Source organism: Methanococcoides alaskense (genome assembly GCF_027594145.1).
GTDB classification, from domain to species: Archaea; Halobacteriota; Methanosarcinia; order Methanosarcinales; family Methanosarcinaceae; genus Methanococcoides; species Methanococcoides alaskense.
Window position 1 is genome coordinate 745,989 of the sequence record NZ_JAQFFK010000003.1, and the last position, 17,421, is coordinate 763,409.

16 protein-coding genes are annotated in these 17,421 nt (G+C 35.3%); 12 read left to right on the plus strand and 4 right to left on the minus strand.

What is annotated here, in order from left to right; all coding sequences use genetic code 11:
- From PBV53_RS07525 to PBV53_RS07550, 6 genes are read left to right on the plus strand one after another with little or no spacing between them, the layout of a single operon-like run.
- A complete protein-coding gene (locus PBV53_RS07525; protein WP_270096538.1) occupies window positions 1-3,372 on the plus strand; it encodes an AAA domain-containing protein in 3,372 nt (1,123 codons plus the stop codon).
- Window positions 3,362-4,894 (plus strand): hypothetical protein, encoded by a 1,533-nt coding sequence (locus PBV53_RS07530; protein WP_270096539.1) that lies wholly within the window; start codon window positions 3,362-3,364, stop codon window positions 4,892-4,894. Before PBV53_RS07525 ends, PBV53_RS07530 begins: the two co-directional genes overlap by 11 nt.
- Complete coding sequence (locus PBV53_RS07535) at window positions 4,891-6,906, plus strand: hypothetical protein (RefSeq protein WP_270096541.1); 2,016 nt, start codon at window positions 4,891-4,893, stop codon at window positions 6,904-6,906. Before PBV53_RS07530 ends, PBV53_RS07535 begins: the two co-directional genes overlap by 4 nt.
- A gap of 2 nt (window positions 6,907-6,908) precedes the next feature.
- On the plus strand, window positions 6,909-7,121 hold the full coding sequence (locus PBV53_RS07540) for a DUF2997 domain-containing protein (protein ID WP_270096543.1): 213 nt from the start codon (window positions 6,909-6,911) through the stop codon (window positions 7,119-7,121).
- Window positions 7,118-7,588 (plus strand): hypothetical protein, encoded by a 471-nt coding sequence (locus PBV53_RS07545; RefSeq protein WP_270096545.1) that lies wholly within the window; start codon window positions 7,118-7,120, stop codon window positions 7,586-7,588. The genes PBV53_RS07540 and PBV53_RS07545 overlap by 4 nt, the downstream gene beginning before the upstream one ends.
- A gap of 13 nt (window positions 7,589-7,601) precedes the next feature.
- Window positions 7,602-8,186, plus strand: coding sequence for a 4Fe-4S single cluster domain-containing protein (locus PBV53_RS07550; RefSeq protein ID WP_270096547.1), 585 nt, complete (start codon window positions 7,602-7,604; stop codon window positions 8,184-8,186).
- 940 nt (window positions 8,187-9,126) lie between these two features.
- On the opposite strand, the gene PBV53_RS07555 is transcribed toward PBV53_RS07550, so the two are convergent.
- Window positions 9,127-9,405: a hypothetical protein gene (locus PBV53_RS07555; protein WP_270096549.1), complete on the minus strand. Its 279-nt coding sequence runs from the start codon at window positions 9,403-9,405 to the stop codon at window positions 9,127-9,129.
- A gap of 961 nt (window positions 9,406-10,366) precedes the next feature.
- On the opposite strand from PBV53_RS07555, the gene PBV53_RS07560 reads away from it, so the two are divergent.
- The 4 genes from PBV53_RS07560 to PBV53_RS07575 all read left to right on the plus strand — a co-directional run bounded on the left by PBV53_RS07560 (window position 10,367) and on the right by PBV53_RS07575 (window position 14,381).
- Complete coding sequence (locus PBV53_RS07560) at window positions 10,367-10,516, plus strand: hypothetical protein (protein WP_270096551.1); 150 nt, start codon at window positions 10,367-10,369, stop codon at window positions 10,514-10,516.
- Window positions 10,517-10,594: 78 nt separating this feature from the next.
- A complete protein-coding gene (locus PBV53_RS07565) occupies window positions 10,595-10,915 on the plus strand; it encodes a hypothetical protein (RefSeq protein WP_270096553.1) in 321 nt (106 codons plus the stop codon).
- Between the two features lie 122 nt (window positions 10,916-11,037).
- Window positions 11,038-12,708 carry a DUF3987 domain-containing protein gene (locus PBV53_RS07570; protein ID WP_270096555.1) on the plus strand — a complete coding sequence of 557 codons (1,671 nt, stop codon included), beginning with the start codon at window positions 11,038-11,040 and terminating at the stop codon, window positions 12,706-12,708.
- A gap of 557 nt (window positions 12,709-13,265) precedes the next feature.
- Window positions 13,266-14,381, plus strand: coding sequence for a hypothetical protein (locus PBV53_RS07575; RefSeq protein WP_270096557.1), 1,116 nt, complete (start codon window positions 13,266-13,268; stop codon window positions 14,379-14,381).
- 14 nt (window positions 14,382-14,395) lie between these two features.
- On the opposite strand, the gene PBV53_RS07580 is transcribed toward PBV53_RS07575, so the two are convergent.
- Together PBV53_RS07580 and PBV53_RS07585 are read right to left on the minus strand one after the other, a co-directional pair.
- The gene (locus PBV53_RS07580; RefSeq protein WP_270096559.1) at window positions 14,396-14,653 is read right to left on the minus strand and encodes a hypothetical protein; all 258 of its coding nucleotides are present in this window, start codon (window positions 14,651-14,653) and stop codon (window positions 14,396-14,398) included.
- Window positions 14,654-14,679: 26 nt separating this feature from the next.
- Complete coding sequence (locus PBV53_RS07585) at window positions 14,680-15,198, minus strand: hypothetical protein (RefSeq protein WP_270096561.1); 519 nt, start codon at window positions 15,196-15,198, stop codon at window positions 14,680-14,682.
- A gap of 222 nt (window positions 15,199-15,420) precedes the next feature.
- Between PBV53_RS07585 and PBV53_RS07590 the strand changes: the two genes are divergently transcribed.
- Entirely contained in the window at window positions 15,421-15,924 is a 504-nt protein-coding gene (locus PBV53_RS07590; protein ID WP_270096562.1) for a hypothetical protein, read from the plus strand.
- A gap of 125 nt (window positions 15,925-16,049) precedes the next feature.
- Window positions 16,050-16,850, plus strand: coding sequence for an HNH endonuclease (locus tag PBV53_RS07595; protein WP_499846649.1), 801 nt, complete (start codon window positions 16,050-16,052; stop codon window positions 16,848-16,850).
- A gap of 301 nt (window positions 16,851-17,151) precedes the next feature.
- Here the strand turns inward: PBV53_RS07595 and PBV53_RS07600 are convergent, their stop codons facing one another.
- Window positions 17,152-17,406, minus strand: a complete 255-nt coding sequence (locus PBV53_RS07600) for a hypothetical protein (protein ID WP_270096564.1) — start codon at window positions 17,404-17,406, stop codon at window positions 17,152-17,154.
- Window positions 17,407-17,421: the final 15 nt, after the last annotated feature.

The following is a 17,421-nucleotide window of genomic DNA, read 5'->3' on the forward strand; positions in this document are numbered from 1 at the left end:
ATGAGTTCTTCAATCGGTCATTATATTGCAATGGGTGTGGAAGATCCTGTTTCTTTCATGGAGTTCACGAAAAAAGGCATTGATCCTTTTACAGGCTACTTAAAAAATGTGATTGATGCTTCGCAGAACAAAGAAGTGAGTTGTCAGTGGGAGAGAGTTGAAAAAGATCGTTTCATTTTAAAGCCTTTAACACGAATATATGAGGTACATCCTGAAACTTTAATTGAACTTAAACCACCTGAAACGGGCTGGTATAAGGTAGAACCAATAAGTCTTAATGAAGGTGAAAATTTTGATCCGGATACTGAACAGCCTCTTCTTATTGGAAGAGGACGCAATGCTCTTAAAAAACCCCTCACTGATGAAAATGTTCGCCAGACATCCACTGGGTTTTGGCAAATAAAGTTAGAGGATTTTCAAAATAATGGAGAAGCAATAAGCTGGTCAGCTTATGAACTTTCATTGGTACAAATTCAAGACCCTCTTGAAAGTAATAACCATACTTTTAGTTTGCATGGAAACTCGATACTATCCCGTAGGGAAAACGAAAGCTGGCGATTTTGGGTACAATTTGATCTGACTTCTGAACACCCTATAGAAGTCAATGGGCTGCAGTGTGATTATCGAGTAATCCGACGTTTCAATGTTGAGGATTTTCAAAGTAAATATCGTGATCATGTTTCATCAGGTATTTTTTGGAAAGTATCTGACATCAAAAAACCACACATTACATGTGCTAAAATCATTGATATAACTGAAAATGAGTTGAAACAGCTTTCAGTAGAAGATCTAGAACTAAATTTAGAATCTTCAAATAATGAAATTTGGAATCTTCAGAAAGGAAAAGGTAAAAATGAGTGCCTTTTGCTTTATAAGGGAACTGATGAGGGAATAAAATTACCCGAAAAAATAAAGCACATTGATATTCCAAACTGGAATTTTTCGTGCCATAAACATAAAAACAATGAAAAATGGATACAGTTATTAGAACCAGAAGATGCAAATGAAACAAATCCTTCTGGTTCAATACTTGAACATTTTTTTAGTGATCAGGTAACTTTACATGATTCTGAAGGCAAATTTAAGAGAGAAAGACAACTTTATGTGCTCAAGCGCAATTATGATGAAAAAAAACTTCTTATATCATATAAAAAAAATGGACCATCTGCTTTACCGCGTAATGTCGAATTACATTTAAGGGTTGATATTGGGCAGGTTCGAAATCAGCGAGATACCGCATTTCAGTTATTAGATTACCCATATCCAGATCATCTTCCACTTCTTGAGCTTTTCAAACCTCGAAATCAACACCAATGGCCATCATTTGACCCCGTATCAGAAAATAATATTGACTGGCAAGTACTTACTGATCTCTCTTTTAAGGGGTGTGATCACCAACGTGAGTTTGTGTGTAAAGCTCTTGCAACCCCTGATTTTGCAATAATGGACGGTCCACCTGGAACTGGAAAGACAACTACTATACTTGAGCTCATTATTCAATTAATAGATAGAGGCAAACGAGTTTTACTTGCTGCATCTACACATGCAGCAATTAATAATGTGCTTGAAAGGTTGCAGGAAAAAGGATATACTGAAAAAGTATACGCCACTCGTATAGGTCTCGAGGATAGAGCCATAGGTTTGGAAAATTTTGTTTTGGATAGGCAGGTCGAAAATTGGTCTGATTCACTTGATCTAGATGAAGTTGCATGCAGACAGATGGTAATGGAAAGTGCAAACCTTGTTTGTGGAACAACAATGGGAATACATAGTTTGTTGCGAAATCGATCAATGGATCTTAATCTTGAGCGTAATGGTCCTCCTTTCGATTTAATGATCATTGATGAATGTAGCAAAACTACATTTCATGAATTTATTGTTCCTGCAAGACTTGCAAAACGCTGGATTCTGGTTGGTGATATTAAACAACTTTCACCTTTTACTGATCGCGAGCAAATAACAGCGAATTTAGACAAACTTGTCTTATACAGAAAAAGGGATTCACCACCTGAAATATTATCTGGTGCTCTTCAAGAAGCATGCAAGGTATTGCACATATTATATCCATATAAAGATAAATTAGTAGTACCTTTTTCTAAAAAAGTAATTCAAGAAATTAAAAAAGAAATTGATGCAAGATTATCCGATGATAGGTATTTAGATACTGACCATTTTAATAATATATTAATAATTTCAGAAAAAATCGATCTGTTAAACATATTACCGCTTTATGAGCATAATGTGTTATTCATCGATAAAGATCTATTAAATGAATATAGAGAGTGGATGCCACACGATTCAATAATTATTGAAAATAACTGGTTACAGACAGCCCATGCATGTAGAAATTTTGCAAATAATAATTGGTATAATAGCAACATATACCTCCAGCGTGGTAATCGAATAACTAAGGCAGATGACGTTTATAAGCAAATTTATAACTCCCTTGATTCCAGTTGGTCAGAAGAGCTTTGTTGGAGACTTGAACGCGAATATTGGTTACGATTTATCACAAATGATCTCGGAAAATTAAACAGTATACAAAAGCAATTGAACCGACTTTTTCCATACAGTGAAAGAGCAATTAATCGAATATATCAATTGAGGAACATTGCATTTCCCTCCATCCTTGAATCACTATCTGGTAGTGGCATGATCAAGCGCAGAGATGATGATCCAACGACACTTACTAAAGGATTTAATGAGCAAGAACGAGATTGCCGTCATACTACATTGAATTATCAACATCGTATGCATCCTGACATTTCAAAATTACCTCGTGAACTGTTTTATTCTTCACAAAATCGAAATAAAGCAATTTCTTTACTTGATGGTGATCGTGTTTGCAAAGATTTGAATTGGAAATATGATCACTATAGTGAACATAAAATCTGGTTGAACGTTAATGGAAATGTTGTCAAAAACTCCAATGAAAGAGAAGCAGAAACGATTGCTAAAGAGCTGGATACATTCTGTAACTGGGCAAAACATAATCCAAAGGATGATAATAGTCCTTGGGAAGTAGCAGTATTGACTTTCTATAAAGGTCAAGAAAAATGCTTGCGTGATCATTTACGAAAGCTTTCCGATGATGATACAAGGTACAGTCGTTTTGAAAAACATGATGTACAGATAAAATTAGCAACAGTTGATTTCTTCCAGGGACAGGAAGCAGACCTTGTCTTTCTTTCAATGGTAAATACTAATAGAGACGGCTTTCTTGACAGTCCGAATCGTCTCAATGTTGCGATTACGAGAGCGAGATATCAATTAGTCATAGTTGGCCATCATGACTATTTTGCAAAGAGATCTTCAGCAGAATTGAAACAATTAGCTAAGCAGAGTAAAAGGATGGAATTGCATGGAAATTGAGTTGAAACGTACTATACAAATGGAACGTTGTGAGGTGATTGGAAGATTGAAGGTCGAACAAAAACGACTTGATCTGAAACTATTACTTGAACGTTTAGAACAAAAGCAGATCAAAGAACTTCCACAGCGATTGAATGATCTACTTTGTAAATTACAATTATATGAATCAGGTACTATTCTAGAATCTGGAAAAATACTGTTGGACAAAGGCACTGTCCTTACTGAAGAATATGGTCATTATGAAGTGTGGTATCTTTGTAACGATGAATGGCTTGGTTCTCAACCAGTATCTATTCGCCGTATTAGTGCTAAGAACAAAAAGGAACAAAATACTGGTAAAAAGAAAGGGAATTGGGAACGGAATATTCCGACTGAAAAACAATTTTCTAAAAATGAGTCAATTCCTATACATTTTTACAAAGAAGAAGGAATGCATAATCTTTCACTAATGGAAGTTGATGCAATATTACCACAGCAAAACCAGACCCAAGGGTCATTGTTCTGTAAACTTAATAACGAAGGGTATTCATCGATCGAAATAACTTCAAAAGTTAAATGGGGACATGAGAATTCACCAGAGAATATATACGTGGATTTGGATTGGAAACCTGAGAAAGTGTATAAGCTATTACCTGAAATTGCAGAACAAATAGGTAAAGAATGGGACTTTACAAATGAGGCACTGTTGGAAGATTATCCTCCAGAGATTGAAGATGAACTTATTAAATATAAGCGCAAAGAACACGCTCTTTCTAAGATAAAAACTAAGAGTGCAGGTTCTTTTGAAAATATCAAAATTAAGGATATGAAATTACGTGCAGGCTCAAGAAGATGTGCTGAAAATTGGTTGCAAAATCTAATGAGAATAAAATGGTCGGAATCATACACCTCAATTCAAGATACTTTGGACGATCAAAAAGAATGGCTTAATTGTGTTGCTTTGAAAAATTATGATTTAGAGCCTCTGGAAGGGGAAAAATTATTAGAATTTATGGATCGAAATGCTTGCAAAAAAGCATACTGGCATATTGCAGCATTACATGACCTTATACCTTCTGGCGTAAAAGCAAGATCATTGGCTTTTACACTTCGAGAGTCAGATATGGATCCTATTAGTAATATAAGTTCACGACTTGGAATTGGACAATCTGTAAACGAAGTTAGCATTATAGATCGTTATGCGAGTAAAGAAAATCAAATTCTTACCATTCAGAGAATCTGTCACAGATTAAATGTTAGTAGTGTGTCTCTAATTACCTTAAAGCAACCTGAAAGTCTACCTAAAGGTTGGAAGTACATAAGTATGGGAAAAAAGAACCCGGATAATCATGATCGGTACTGGTGTATTAAGAGTAATAATCGTTGGGAAATTTGGAAATGTAGTACATCTCCTGATTTTTTAAGCTTTGAAAATAACAATGTATCAGTAAGGGCATCTGCTACTTTTACTCCTCTTGATGGTGAAGATATTCCAACTTCTATCTCTAAGCACTTAAAAACAATTGAAGAGGTTACTATATGATCGCACCAAAAGAAGACCAAATAAACGTTGATCAGAGCCAATTACTCTTTCCTTATATTTTCACTCCACTTTTTTCGAATCAAGTAACTGATCGATTAGATGATGTGATTAGTAATATATCACCCAAAGCAACATTATTTATGGCTATTGACAAGCTTGACGACGAGTCGCTTATAAGACTTCTCCAAAAGAAAGCAGATGAGGGTGTTCGTGTTTATTTGCTTTTAGGAGACTTAGGTATAAATTCAGACTCAGTTGAACGACTATCTGGTAGGTGTCTGATACGTTGTGGGGTTCCTCAAAATGGTGTTTTAGTCTTACAGGACATGGGGGCAAATAACATTCAAGGTTGGATAATTTCCGACCATTTTAGAACTCATAGTCTTGAATTGAGTACAAGCCAATGTGATGATATTTACCGTGTATTTTGTTATCTTTTTTGGAAAAAAGCAACTCATGAGTGCATGGAGCAAAATGTATCTGCTTCACATATAGATGGGTCTCCTATAGGAGAAATTCAACTAAATGACAAATATAACCTTCCTGAAAAATTTTCAGAAGCCACCGCTAGAGATGTTGACGTCGTAGAATTTGGCAGTGCTCACTACTGGTCAAAGGACTTGCTATGGAATTTTTTACCTTTCGGAAAGGCAAAAGGGAATCTATTGTTGCATTTGTCTAAAAGTAATAATCTTCCATCCATTGAGGAACTATGCAATAACAACAATGTGAATGTTCGTTTCAGTACACAAAGACTAAGAAATATCTTAATTACATCAGATGGAGGGTGGTATTTACCAAATATTCCTGATGCTACAAAGGTAAATTGGGCTATGCGCATAGATCGCGATCAAAAGAATAAGTTACTTGATTCTTTGAAAGCTGAATGGGGAGATGCAGAATGGGAACTCAATCGAGATATATGTCTTGGAGATCTCAAAAGTTCTGTACGTTTTGCCGATAGTCCTAGTAAAGTTCATGATGTTGTCGAAAAAATGTCTATTGACCTAGAAGCAATTGAAGCTCCTAATTTTGAGACTTTTCTTGAACCTGATTTTGAAGAATTGTTCAGGGATCAAACACAATTTGATAAAGATAGATTATCATATTTAGTAGAGTACACAGCTAGACTTTATCCTCCACTTTTACCAGATAATGCAAAAATTGATCCACTGGTGCAACAATGGAATTCTGACCAAGAGGTGTGGACAGAGAATATAGTTTTTTTAAGAAAGAATCTGGATGAGCTTGAACAATTTGAAAATGGTCTGAATGAAAAAATTAAGAAGAAATTATTGCAGCCTTTGATTGCGCAGCAGCAGAAAGTTTCTGAATTTAAAAGCAGACTCAACGAGTTGAATAATGTCGATCTTGGACGTAGTTCTCCTTCACATCTTAATAAGTGGACAAATGAATTAGTAGAATTAGATTCTGAAATAAAAAAACGTATTTCAAATAATCAAAGGCAAAAAAATCAAACTCGTAAAGAGATAGAGTGGGAAGATAAATGCAAAAAAATAAGTGATGATATTTCAACTTTAGAAAATAAGATTGTAAAACAGGAAGATGAAATTAAAGTTTCTGAAAGCAAAACTAAAGAAACAGAAGAAAAACTAAGCAAAGCAGAAGATAATAAGCAGAAGAAAAATATCAAAAAAGAACTGGATAAATGTAAAAAACGTGAAAAGGCAGCTATCTCATCTTTTGATAAATTAAAAATCGAATTATCGAAGCTTCAATCACAAAGAAAAGAACTTGGAGATCATTTTGTTCATAAAAACGATGAAAGTGCTGAAGACGGCAAAGCTCTTGGTATTGTTCTTGGTAATAAAGAAATTGAAGGACGTTTTATTCGAAAATGGAGAGATGAATTCCTTCCACCAGAAGGAATGGAATTATACTCTTATGACAACAAAAGATGGCTTGTTATCGAAAATCTTGAACAGATAAGGGAAGCTAAGCATCATGCATCGGCTCTTAATGCTGAGATATGTGCTAAGCGAGGTGATTAATTTTGGCAGAACAAAGGATTACTATTGAAATAGATGAAGAAGGCAAGATCACAGCAAAAACGTCTGGATTCAAAGGTGAAGCTTGCCTGAATGAGCTTCAGAAGCTACTGGATGAAGAGTTAAGTCCATCGGCCCTAAAACCGACTGATGATTTCTACCAAAAAGATACGATCATCTCTCAACAAAAGCAATCAATAGGTGGGAAACAACTATGAGTGCAGTTGTTAAAACAGTTACACCATTTACAAATCAAGATATTCTTTTAGAAGCATTGGATGAATTGGGAGTTGAATACAATGTTGAGGGTACTAGAATAATCACAGATCGGAAGGATTACTATGGTCATCAGAGCTTTGAGCTGGGTAAAAATGGCGCCTTTAATTTTCAACATGATTCAAGTGCTGAAATAACAAATTATCCATGGACCTCTATCAATTTCCGTGAATGGAAGACGGTGACAAGCTTTTTGAATGCTGTTGAAAAAGCATATAAAAATGCTTATGGTCAAATGATTGAAAGGTTGGCAGAAGAAGAGAGAATACGTGAGGAAGAAATAAAAAAACAGTATGTTGAGAAAATACGTAATGAGACGATTGATCGTGCTAAAGGACAGGGATATATGATTAAAGAAAGCAGGCAAGGAAATAAAGTAAAGCTTGTTCTTACTCGTACAGTATACTGATAGGAGTTCTTTGATGCAAGAGCATGGAACATGTTTCAATATTGCTCACATTGAGCATGGCAGTGAAATTTACGGTCCTGGGAAACGTTTTGTGATCTGGTTCCAGGGTTGTTCTCTTGCATGTCCAGGCTGCTGGAATAAATCGATGTGGAGTTTTGAGCCATGTAATTTGGTTGAAAGAGAAAAACTTTTGCATGAGATTCTAGCTTATTCTGAATTGGATGGGTTAACAGTTCTTGGTGGTGAACCCCTAGAACAAGCACATAATCTGTACTGGCTGTTAACATCTCTCCAGGAAAAGAATGTAAGTGTAATGCTTTATACAGGATATCAAATGGATGAGATCAAAAACGATAATCTTAAATCTAAAATATGTGAAATGGCTGATATTTTAGTATCTGGTAGGTATAAAGAAGATGAACGCGATTTAAATTTGAAGTGGAGAGGTTCGCGAAACCAAATATTGCTTGTCCAGAATGAAATTTATAATGATCTTGATCTAGATGATGGGACAAATCAAGTAGAGATAACAATTGATGAATTCGGGACAATTAATGTTCTTGGATATCCTGATGATGATCTTTGTTCAATCTTATGATGCATTATAAAAATTCTATATATTCTTGATTAGTTAACACAATTGCTTTATTCAGCCATCATAATTGATTACTTAATAACTCAGGGTCAACAATCCATCCCTCAAGTAAATCACAATTTTCAGGCATCTCATGCCCGGCTTCCAGTTAATGTAGTGTTTGTTGCAATTGTTTAATCCAATTTCAGGCTAATTTGGTTAACTTTCGTGGATTCTGGTGGTTTTTATCGGATTATCGGAGTAATATGGTTGGGTAGAGGCACTCAATATGTTTGATTTCATCGAATGTTGGTGATTTTGGGATATTTTTGGAGGAAATGGTCGGGAGAAAGGTATTCAATATATTCCATTTTGGTAGACTTTGGTGGTTTTTATCAGATCTTCGGAGTAATGTGGTCGGGTAAAGGTATTCAATATATTCCATTTTGGTAGACTTTGGTGGTTTTTATCAGATCTTCGGAGTAATGTGGTCGGGTAAAGGCATTCAATATATTCCATTTTGGTGGACTTTGGTGGTTTTTATCAGATCATCTGAGTAATATGGTCGGGTAAAGGCATTTAATATGTTTAATTTCGTCGAATTTGGTGGATTTAAGGGGCAATGTGGTCGGGGAAAAGGATTTGACTCTAGTAAGGTTGCTCCACCCTTCCCGCCCCCTGCTGTCCCTCTCCCGTACCGTCCGAGTCGAATGCTGTTCGACAGTCTTTGAACGACAGTAAGGAGTAAGAATAATAAGGCATTTTCTTGGTGTTGAACTGATGGATCTGTTGAGTATCTTGAAATAATAGAGGGCATGAAATATATAGACAAAAGCTTTGTCCGAACCGTGGCTTTAATTTTGAGATTTATTGGACAAGAGACCTTTGTTTTTATTGCTACTATCTGGGGGCTAGAAGACTTCTAGATTTCGGTGGATTTTCGTGGGAAATAGTCGGGAAAAAGCTATTCAATATATTCGATTTTGGTGGATTTATGGGGTAATGTGGTCGGGGAAAAGGATTTGATTCTAGTAAGGTTGCTCCACCTTTTGACCTCTCCTTCCTTCCTTTTCATCCTAACTGCTATTTCACTAGTTTGTTCTCCAGAGTCACGCATTTTAACAATCAGCTTGTCTTCTGCTGATAACCACTTTTTGTATGCATTCGATTCTGAAACACCTGTATTGCCTTTTTTACTCGCAACAGCTTTAGTTTCAATCACCGGTGTAGCCTCGCAGGTCATTTGATCATAAAACTTAAGTAATTCATTGAAAACAGGACAAATATTTTGATTAGGAGAATGAATTATAGCCCTTTCTCCTTCTCACTGTTGTGATGTAATAGTTAAAACTATAAGTATAACACTAAAAATTGTTTTATAAGAAATTACAGCTTAGTCTACAAATATATTATTACAAGTAAAGAATACCCAAAGATCATGTCGCTCTTTAAGATTGCAAATTATAACCCACTTCATTAAAGGTTGTAACAAGCTCACTAACTCTATGAGTTAATGCAGTCATTATAATAGGTGCTAGATTTTCGAGGAGTTAATGTAGATATTATAGTAGGTGCTAGAATATATACACCTTGGTCGTGCCGCATGCTAGCGAAATAAAAAGAGTTTTGTAATAATTCTTATAAATTTGCTGAAACGAAGAAACGTAGCTCTGCGACTCGGTTGCTTTTTTATTGCCAAGTTATGAACCGAAATTGTTTGTTGTTTTTTTGAGTATCGAATCATATTTGTTGTCTAAAAACGCAAAGCTCCCCCCAAATACCTCGTAAATGTTTGCAAAGTGGTGGCAGCTAGCCGTTTTTAATAAATTGAAGCGAAGCTTTTTAAGTCGCCAATCTAACAGAACTAATGTCAGATAACTGACAATTAATCCCTAAGGAGGAATTAAAAATCCCGGAAAATATTAGAACAGTAAGTGGTGCTCAAACTAGCACCTTTCGAATATGCATCCCACCTGCTCTGGCAGCAAATGTCGGAATTAATGCCGGAGGAAAAGTAGCTATAACGATAGAAAAAGGAAAACTGATTGTGTCTCCAATCTCCGAAACTTTTGGTCGAGAACCGGAAATTGGAAACAAACAACCATTCAAGTCTACCTAAGGAGGTTAACTAAAATGATTATTAATAGTAACGTATTTTTATTGGTACTTATGCGTTTTCCTCCTTCGAAGGGAGATGGTCTGTTATGACTGACATCGATAATATGGACTTCAAAGAATACTCGGTATATCTTGTTCAAAATGAGTCCGAACTACTGAACGCTTGGCAATCACATGGGGACACCCTCCATTTTGGATTAGCCAAGTTAGTCATTGAGACAGCAACTGCAGAATAAGCAAAAGCAGAAACTAATTTTGTTTCTAGATTGAAACATCATCGCAATTAATTGAAAATAGATCTAAATGGTGATAATATGTCATTTATTAAAAAGGAACACCAGAAGGTTCCACTAAACATTCACAGCCAAAGGATTATGACTATCCAGTTGAATATATCTTATCTCGAAGATGATTTAAGATTTTGTCTTGGAGATCATTGCAGACATCCACAATTCTTTGAATCTGATTTGGACTGGATGCGTGAAAAAGTTGAAGCCAAGTTACGAAAAGTAAGTAATGTTGGCATCACTCACCATGATGTGGTTTTTGATTCAGAATATGAAAGAATGCTGAAAGAATCGTGGAGGGAAAATGTATATATGATATTTTCTGAAGCCTATATGGCCTATGAATAGGGCTTAACTCCTTACGAAATGTCTCGCCCGGATTTACAAGAGGCATACGATGAAATTGAAAGCAAGAGACAAAGGGATGTTGATTCACAATGATACTGAATGAACTGAGGGAGGAGATATAAATGACATCTTCTGTGAAAGAGAAGCCGGCTATTCTTGGATTAGCTCACCCTTCTTTTCCAATTACAATTCCGGCAGAGTGCCTTGAACCAGTTGAGAGTGGCAAAGTCTCATCAGAGTCAACCTGCACTAAAACGAAGGAAAAATCTGTTTCTTGCAAAAAGAAAAAGGTTCATTGGGAACACAAACAAGTGGTTTCTGATGATGAAACAATGCTTTTGTTCTCTTGCTTTTACTTTATGTTCAATATTTATATTGATCCTAAAGACTTAGGAACTCTCATACTTAGCAAAGAAGGGGTAGCTCGGAATAAATGGAAGGACATCGACCTACGAATGCCTGACCTAAACAAAATCTTACCTACCGACCATTTCATTAATGTCTACACCAGATGGGTAAATGGTTTGACAGATGCTTACTACGAATACAATGTGTGCAGTGCATTGTGGCTTCTAGCAGCTTGGAACGACGGAAAAATAATTCTTAAAACGAAGCAAGGGGAAATCAAAGCTAATATTTTTGTCCAAATTCTTGGGAAATCGACAACAAGTCGCAAGAGTACAGCTGCCAAGAAATGCAGGTGGACATATGAAAGAATCACAGACACAAAGCTTATTGATGATGCACATTCAGTTGAAGGATTAATCGAATCATTATCAGTAAACTCCCACCAAAATTTAGTTTCCGATGAATCCGCTGGTTTGATGGCTAAATATCATAAAAAGTACAATGAAGGTATATTTGATGAATTTTGTAAATTTTATGATGGACTGGGTACCAAGAAAACATTATCTAGTGGTAAAAAAAAAGATGGTCCTACCGAATTTATTGTTAATAACCCCTACATCAACTCGTATTATGCGACAACAACAACAAGATATTGTAATGTCATGAATATCATCGACTTTGAATGTGGGTATGGTTACAGAACCTTGTTTGCTGCACCTACTTATCAAAAGCCATATATGGATATTGGCATGGAAACTGACGAAGATGTTGACAATCAGTCAGATGTAATTAAGCATGGAAATGCCATATATCAATTTATCAATCATCTACAAGGTCAAATTGAAATGAGATTTGATGATGATGCACTGGTACTTTATCAGGGTACAATACGGGAATGGCAAACTGAAGCTGACAAATTTGAGAACGATATTTACAGTTCAGCATTGGGAAGGTCAAGTGATTATGTCCTAAAGATTGCAATGCTCATTGAAATGGGAAAAAGACTAATTTCCTATACTATAACAAAAGAATCAATAGAAGTCGCAATCGATTTGGTCGGTACTTACTTTTTGCCTTCCTGTATTTGTGTAATCGAAAGGCTTGAAGAAGATGAAAAATTCAATCAAATTGAGAAGGTTCTGAAAAAATTAAGAGATAAGAGTGGTTCCTGTGGTCATTCTGACCTTTTGAGAAGTACAAAACTCAAAAGTAGAGATTTTACAGAATGTATTGCAACGTTAATTGAATCAGAGACCATTGTAGAATATGATGACGAAAAAACAAAGGCAAAAAGTTATCTTTTAATTAATAGTGACGATAGCATTCTTTCAAAGCTTCGTGCAGAGCAAGATTCTACTGAATCCATACGACATATTTCAAAAGGTGCATTGACTAAATCCCAGTTGAAAGGTGTTGACAAGATTCTTGTACTGATGGATGAATGAGATCATTTTCAGCCGATTGGATGAATCAGGTCATGAATCAGCAATTTTCATTATAAGCTGATTTATGACACTTTTTTGTAAATTCACCCAATTCACTAAGTTCCCCAAGTTCCCCTATTATCTTACAAAATCAATCTTGTAAGCACGCATCTATGTAAATATTAAGTAAATTCACTAAATTATCCTACTTTTTACTTTCTGAAGGAATTAGGGAATTTGGAGAACTTGGATAATTAGGGGAATTTTGAGTTCTTGTCTGAATATATTTTGAATAATTACCAGTTATCCTAGGACAATCAATCGCAAATCCCCCCTCCCTCCACTCCAAATATTTTCCAATAGTAATCCTTATTACAAACGCCTTCTTACACTATGTTACCTACTTAACAAGGTAACATGACCACTCCTGATGCCATTATGTGTATTGGTAAGAGGTTTTCCTAACTTTTTAACCCACCCATAATTCATTATAGGTATTGGAGAAAATGAACATGGTCGGGCAAAGGATCTAAAATTTAAAATCTACTGGCTAAAAAGAATATGGTCGGGGCAAGGATATGAAAGTCGCCAACAATAAATCCACCAAAAAGCAAACTCTCAAAACATCGGCAAATCATGTGAGCATTCTTCCTGCAAATGTAGAGAACCCAAAACCTCTTCCTAAAGTCTATGAGAAACCAACTGGAGAGATTAAAGGTTCAAAACAATACAAACGGTTCAGTCTGAAAGCTAAAGTCCTGAAGACTCTCCAGTTAAGCGATATAGCCATGACTTGCCGGGAGCTCAATGATACCATTGCTTACAAAGGCAGCTATTCTTCGTTCCGAGTGCAGCTCTCCAAGTATATTGGGAAAGGGTATATTACTCCCATTTCCCACCAAACCCCCCGTAAATATGAATTAACCAAATACGGGAGAATGAATGCCAAGGATGTATATTTTTCTGTAAAAGATAAACAGAGAAGAGCACAGGAAAAAGCTATCGTGGCATATCAGGGATTATTGAAAGACGATGAGCGGTTCATGGCTGGAGTTGAGAGGTTTGCTGCTGGAGAATACACCAAAACCCCTGAAATCGAATATGTTGAAGTCCTTTCCCCGACCATTTCCCACGAATATCCCCCAGATCCCTCCAAAGTTAACGAAATTAACCAGATTAATCCGATTAATCCGATTAGTCAGATTAAACAGTTGCAACAACAGGTACAAGAACTGAAAAACAATAATCATAAACTAAAATTTGCCCTCTCCAATACCATTTCCCTTGCTAAAGAAAAGATCAACAAAGATCTCCAAGAGGAAAAGGATGAAAAGGCCCAAGTAAAGAAGTCTACAGAACAGGAACGAATTAACAAAAGGAAAGATCTCCTTCACAAATATATCAAGTTTAATGGGAAAATTAAGAGGTATTATTGTGACCCCTTACCGTCGTTATTCTTTCGGGAATGGAATTACAGGGTAGTATTACTGATGAATTCGAAGCTTTTCTCTGAAGGTAGTTATGATATTGTTTCTGAGCAAGAGTTCAAGAGAGAAGCTGCTAGGGGTCATGTGAAACGTGAGCTTACTGCCAAAGAAGTGAAAGAGTATAGGATTATTCCTGTGAAGAGTATGGCACAAGGGATAGAAGTCCAGTCTCGGAAGACTGGAGATAGGAAGATGTTGTATTATTGAGAGGATGACACATATTACTTTCCAATATCGAAATCAACATTGTATTTAGCAATCACAGAAGCACTCATGTCTACAGTAGTTGGAGTATAAGAAACATCTTCTACAGTAGTTGGAATAGGTGAAGACATAATTTCTATTAGTTCATTCATCTTTTTATTCAACTCCTCCACACTCATTTTTATATTCTTTATGTCCTCCTTCAATTCATTTATATCATTATCCATTTTAGTAGTGTATATCTTTGATTCATCATTTTCATTTGATTCTCCCATATTATTGCTCCTTGATATTGAGTGAATTAAATAGCATTCATTAAAAGAGACAGTATAAATAGTCCCGTTAGAATTATACCTACTATAAATGTAATATAAGAAAATATTAATAAGTTGATATTTCTATCATTTGCTTTTTTATTATTATTAACAGCAACAACAAGGTCATTTGATATTTTTCTCAAGATATCAGAAGTCCCTATATTTTTATCAATGAAATATTCCTTAAAAATATTTGGATTTGGGACTATTGCCCTCATTTTTACGTAGAGTACCATAAGTCCAAAAATAATAGAGAGTATTAAAGCTATCAAACTCAAAAGGTAGTATAAAATACTATCAATAAACACATTACCTAAGAATGTTTGTTCTAAAAGAAATATTCCTGCAATCGAAACTAAACTAAATATTATTCCCACAAAACCAACGATATTAGTTGCTTTTCTTTCAATTTGATATGTCCTTTCAAACTCTGACTTGTATCTATTGACCATAATTTCATATATTAATCTATAACGTTCTAAATTCCCTACAATTCCACCCATATCACACATCTCCAAAATTAAGCTTACTATATAATTTATTTCAATTGTATTTAATAATTGTGGGAAGTGAAGATTGTTATTATCATTACCCTTTACAAAATTAAATAAAATGTAAACATTGGTGGCTTGAAGCACCTAGTTTTTACAGATAATCTTTGGGCTTACAGTTGACACTATGCTTATGTTAGATTACATTTCTCATAATGGTAAAGAGTTGATAACATGGGTACACAAGTCGGGGAATATATTGTTGGTGCTTATCTACAAATTATAGAAAAATGTGATTTTGTTGGATATAACGTAAAGCCACAATCAGGTGGAATCGAAGGACTTAGTGAATTTGATGTATTGGGATTGAGATTTTCTGATGAAGCTGCCTTTATGTGTGAGATCACCACCCATTTGAACGGACCAAATTACGGTTCAAATTATGATGTTACAATTAACAAAATTAAAAACAAGTACGGAAGGCAAAAAGAATATGCTGATAAGTACCTAGATAATTTTTCAAATAAAAGATTCATGTTTTGGTCGCCCGTTGTTCCTAATGGTCGCATGACAACTGAACTTGAATATCTTGGAAACGATGACTTAGAATGTATCTTCAATGCAGAATACACAAAGCTTATTGATGAACTAAGGGATATTGCAAAGAAAGAAAAAAAAGATACTGGAAATCCATTTTTCAGAACATTGCAGATACTTGAACATCTTAGAAGGGAATGATGATTAAGTTGAAATATTGTGCAAATTTTACCAAAAAATTTATGAAATTATAAAATGATTTCATTTGTGATCGCTGAATTAATTTTACAAAAATAGGAGTAATTAGAATGACAAATTATTGGAGAATGTCTTTTAGGTTAGGAAGTATGGGTGAAGAAGTATGGGAACAATGTCGTGACCAAGGAATTGCAGCTACTGGATACTATCATCATGGCGAACCTGTTGTTGGTGACTGTTCTAAAATTAGTGAAGAAGAATTTGATGCAATATGGAGAGACAAAGCAGTTAATGCAACAACGAGTCAAAGTAGCGTTAAACATGTAGCCTACCACATGAAGACGGACGACATAATTTATGCTAAAGAAGGAACATTGATTGCAGGCAAAGGAACAATTAAAAGTGAATGCAAGTATCACCCAGGAATAGTAAAACAAGAAGGTGTTCGATGGGAACATTATGTTGAAGTTGACTGGGATGAAAATTTTAAACCATTTACTCTTGACCTTGCGGCAAATCAACACACAGTACTAAAGCTCAATTCAGAACGTGTCGAAAAAATTCGTGAGATGGAAACAAAATCGGATATGCTTTATGATTATGTTGATGGTGTTTTAAAAGCAAATGAAGGCGAACAATACATTACAGAAACTATCTTCAGGAAGAGAAATCGACAACTCATTAAGCAGAAGAAGCAGGATTCAGATTATCGATGTGAAGTTTGCGGCATGAATTATGAAGAGGTCTATGGGGAAATAGGCAAGAACTACATTATTGCACACCATATAGAACCAATTGGCAGCAGAAATGTTTCATCCCCAACAACAATTGATGATATTGCTTTACTGTGCTCAAATTGTCATAATATGATTCACAAAATAAATCCACCGATGAGCATCGAGGAATTATCCTATCAAATAAACAAATAAGATATTTTGCAGCCTGATTCCAAAGCAGCATAGTAATAAATACGTCAAAAACTCCTCAACCTCTAAACGTGAAATTGTGGGGGGCATTTTGGGGAGTTACATAGGGAGTTCCACATTTAAGATCCACTCCCAAATAAAAGATTAAAATTTGGATTACGACTGCTTACGGTTGGGCGATGCCTGCCGATTTATATTAACATAAATAATAGTAATTAATTCCAACCCAAGTGTTGATATGAATATCGAAAAATGGAATAATAATGAGTTGGCGCTTGAAAAGCAATAGTCAATAACCAAAAAGTTATCCATAAATATATGCTTCTTCTGTCCATATTTTCAATTGATCTTTGCCCCATTTAGTTCTACGATCATGACATATTACTCGAGTTTCTTGCCAAAAATCCTCGCCATCAATATTCATTTTAGTTTCTTCTAACGAATCTGCAATGTTGTTTGCTTCTTTGTATTTGGAATATACTCCATGATATTTCCAATCATCAGCTACTTCTATTGAACTACTAACGTTACATCTTCTTTTTTGTACAATCCAAGCCATAGTGTATCACACTGC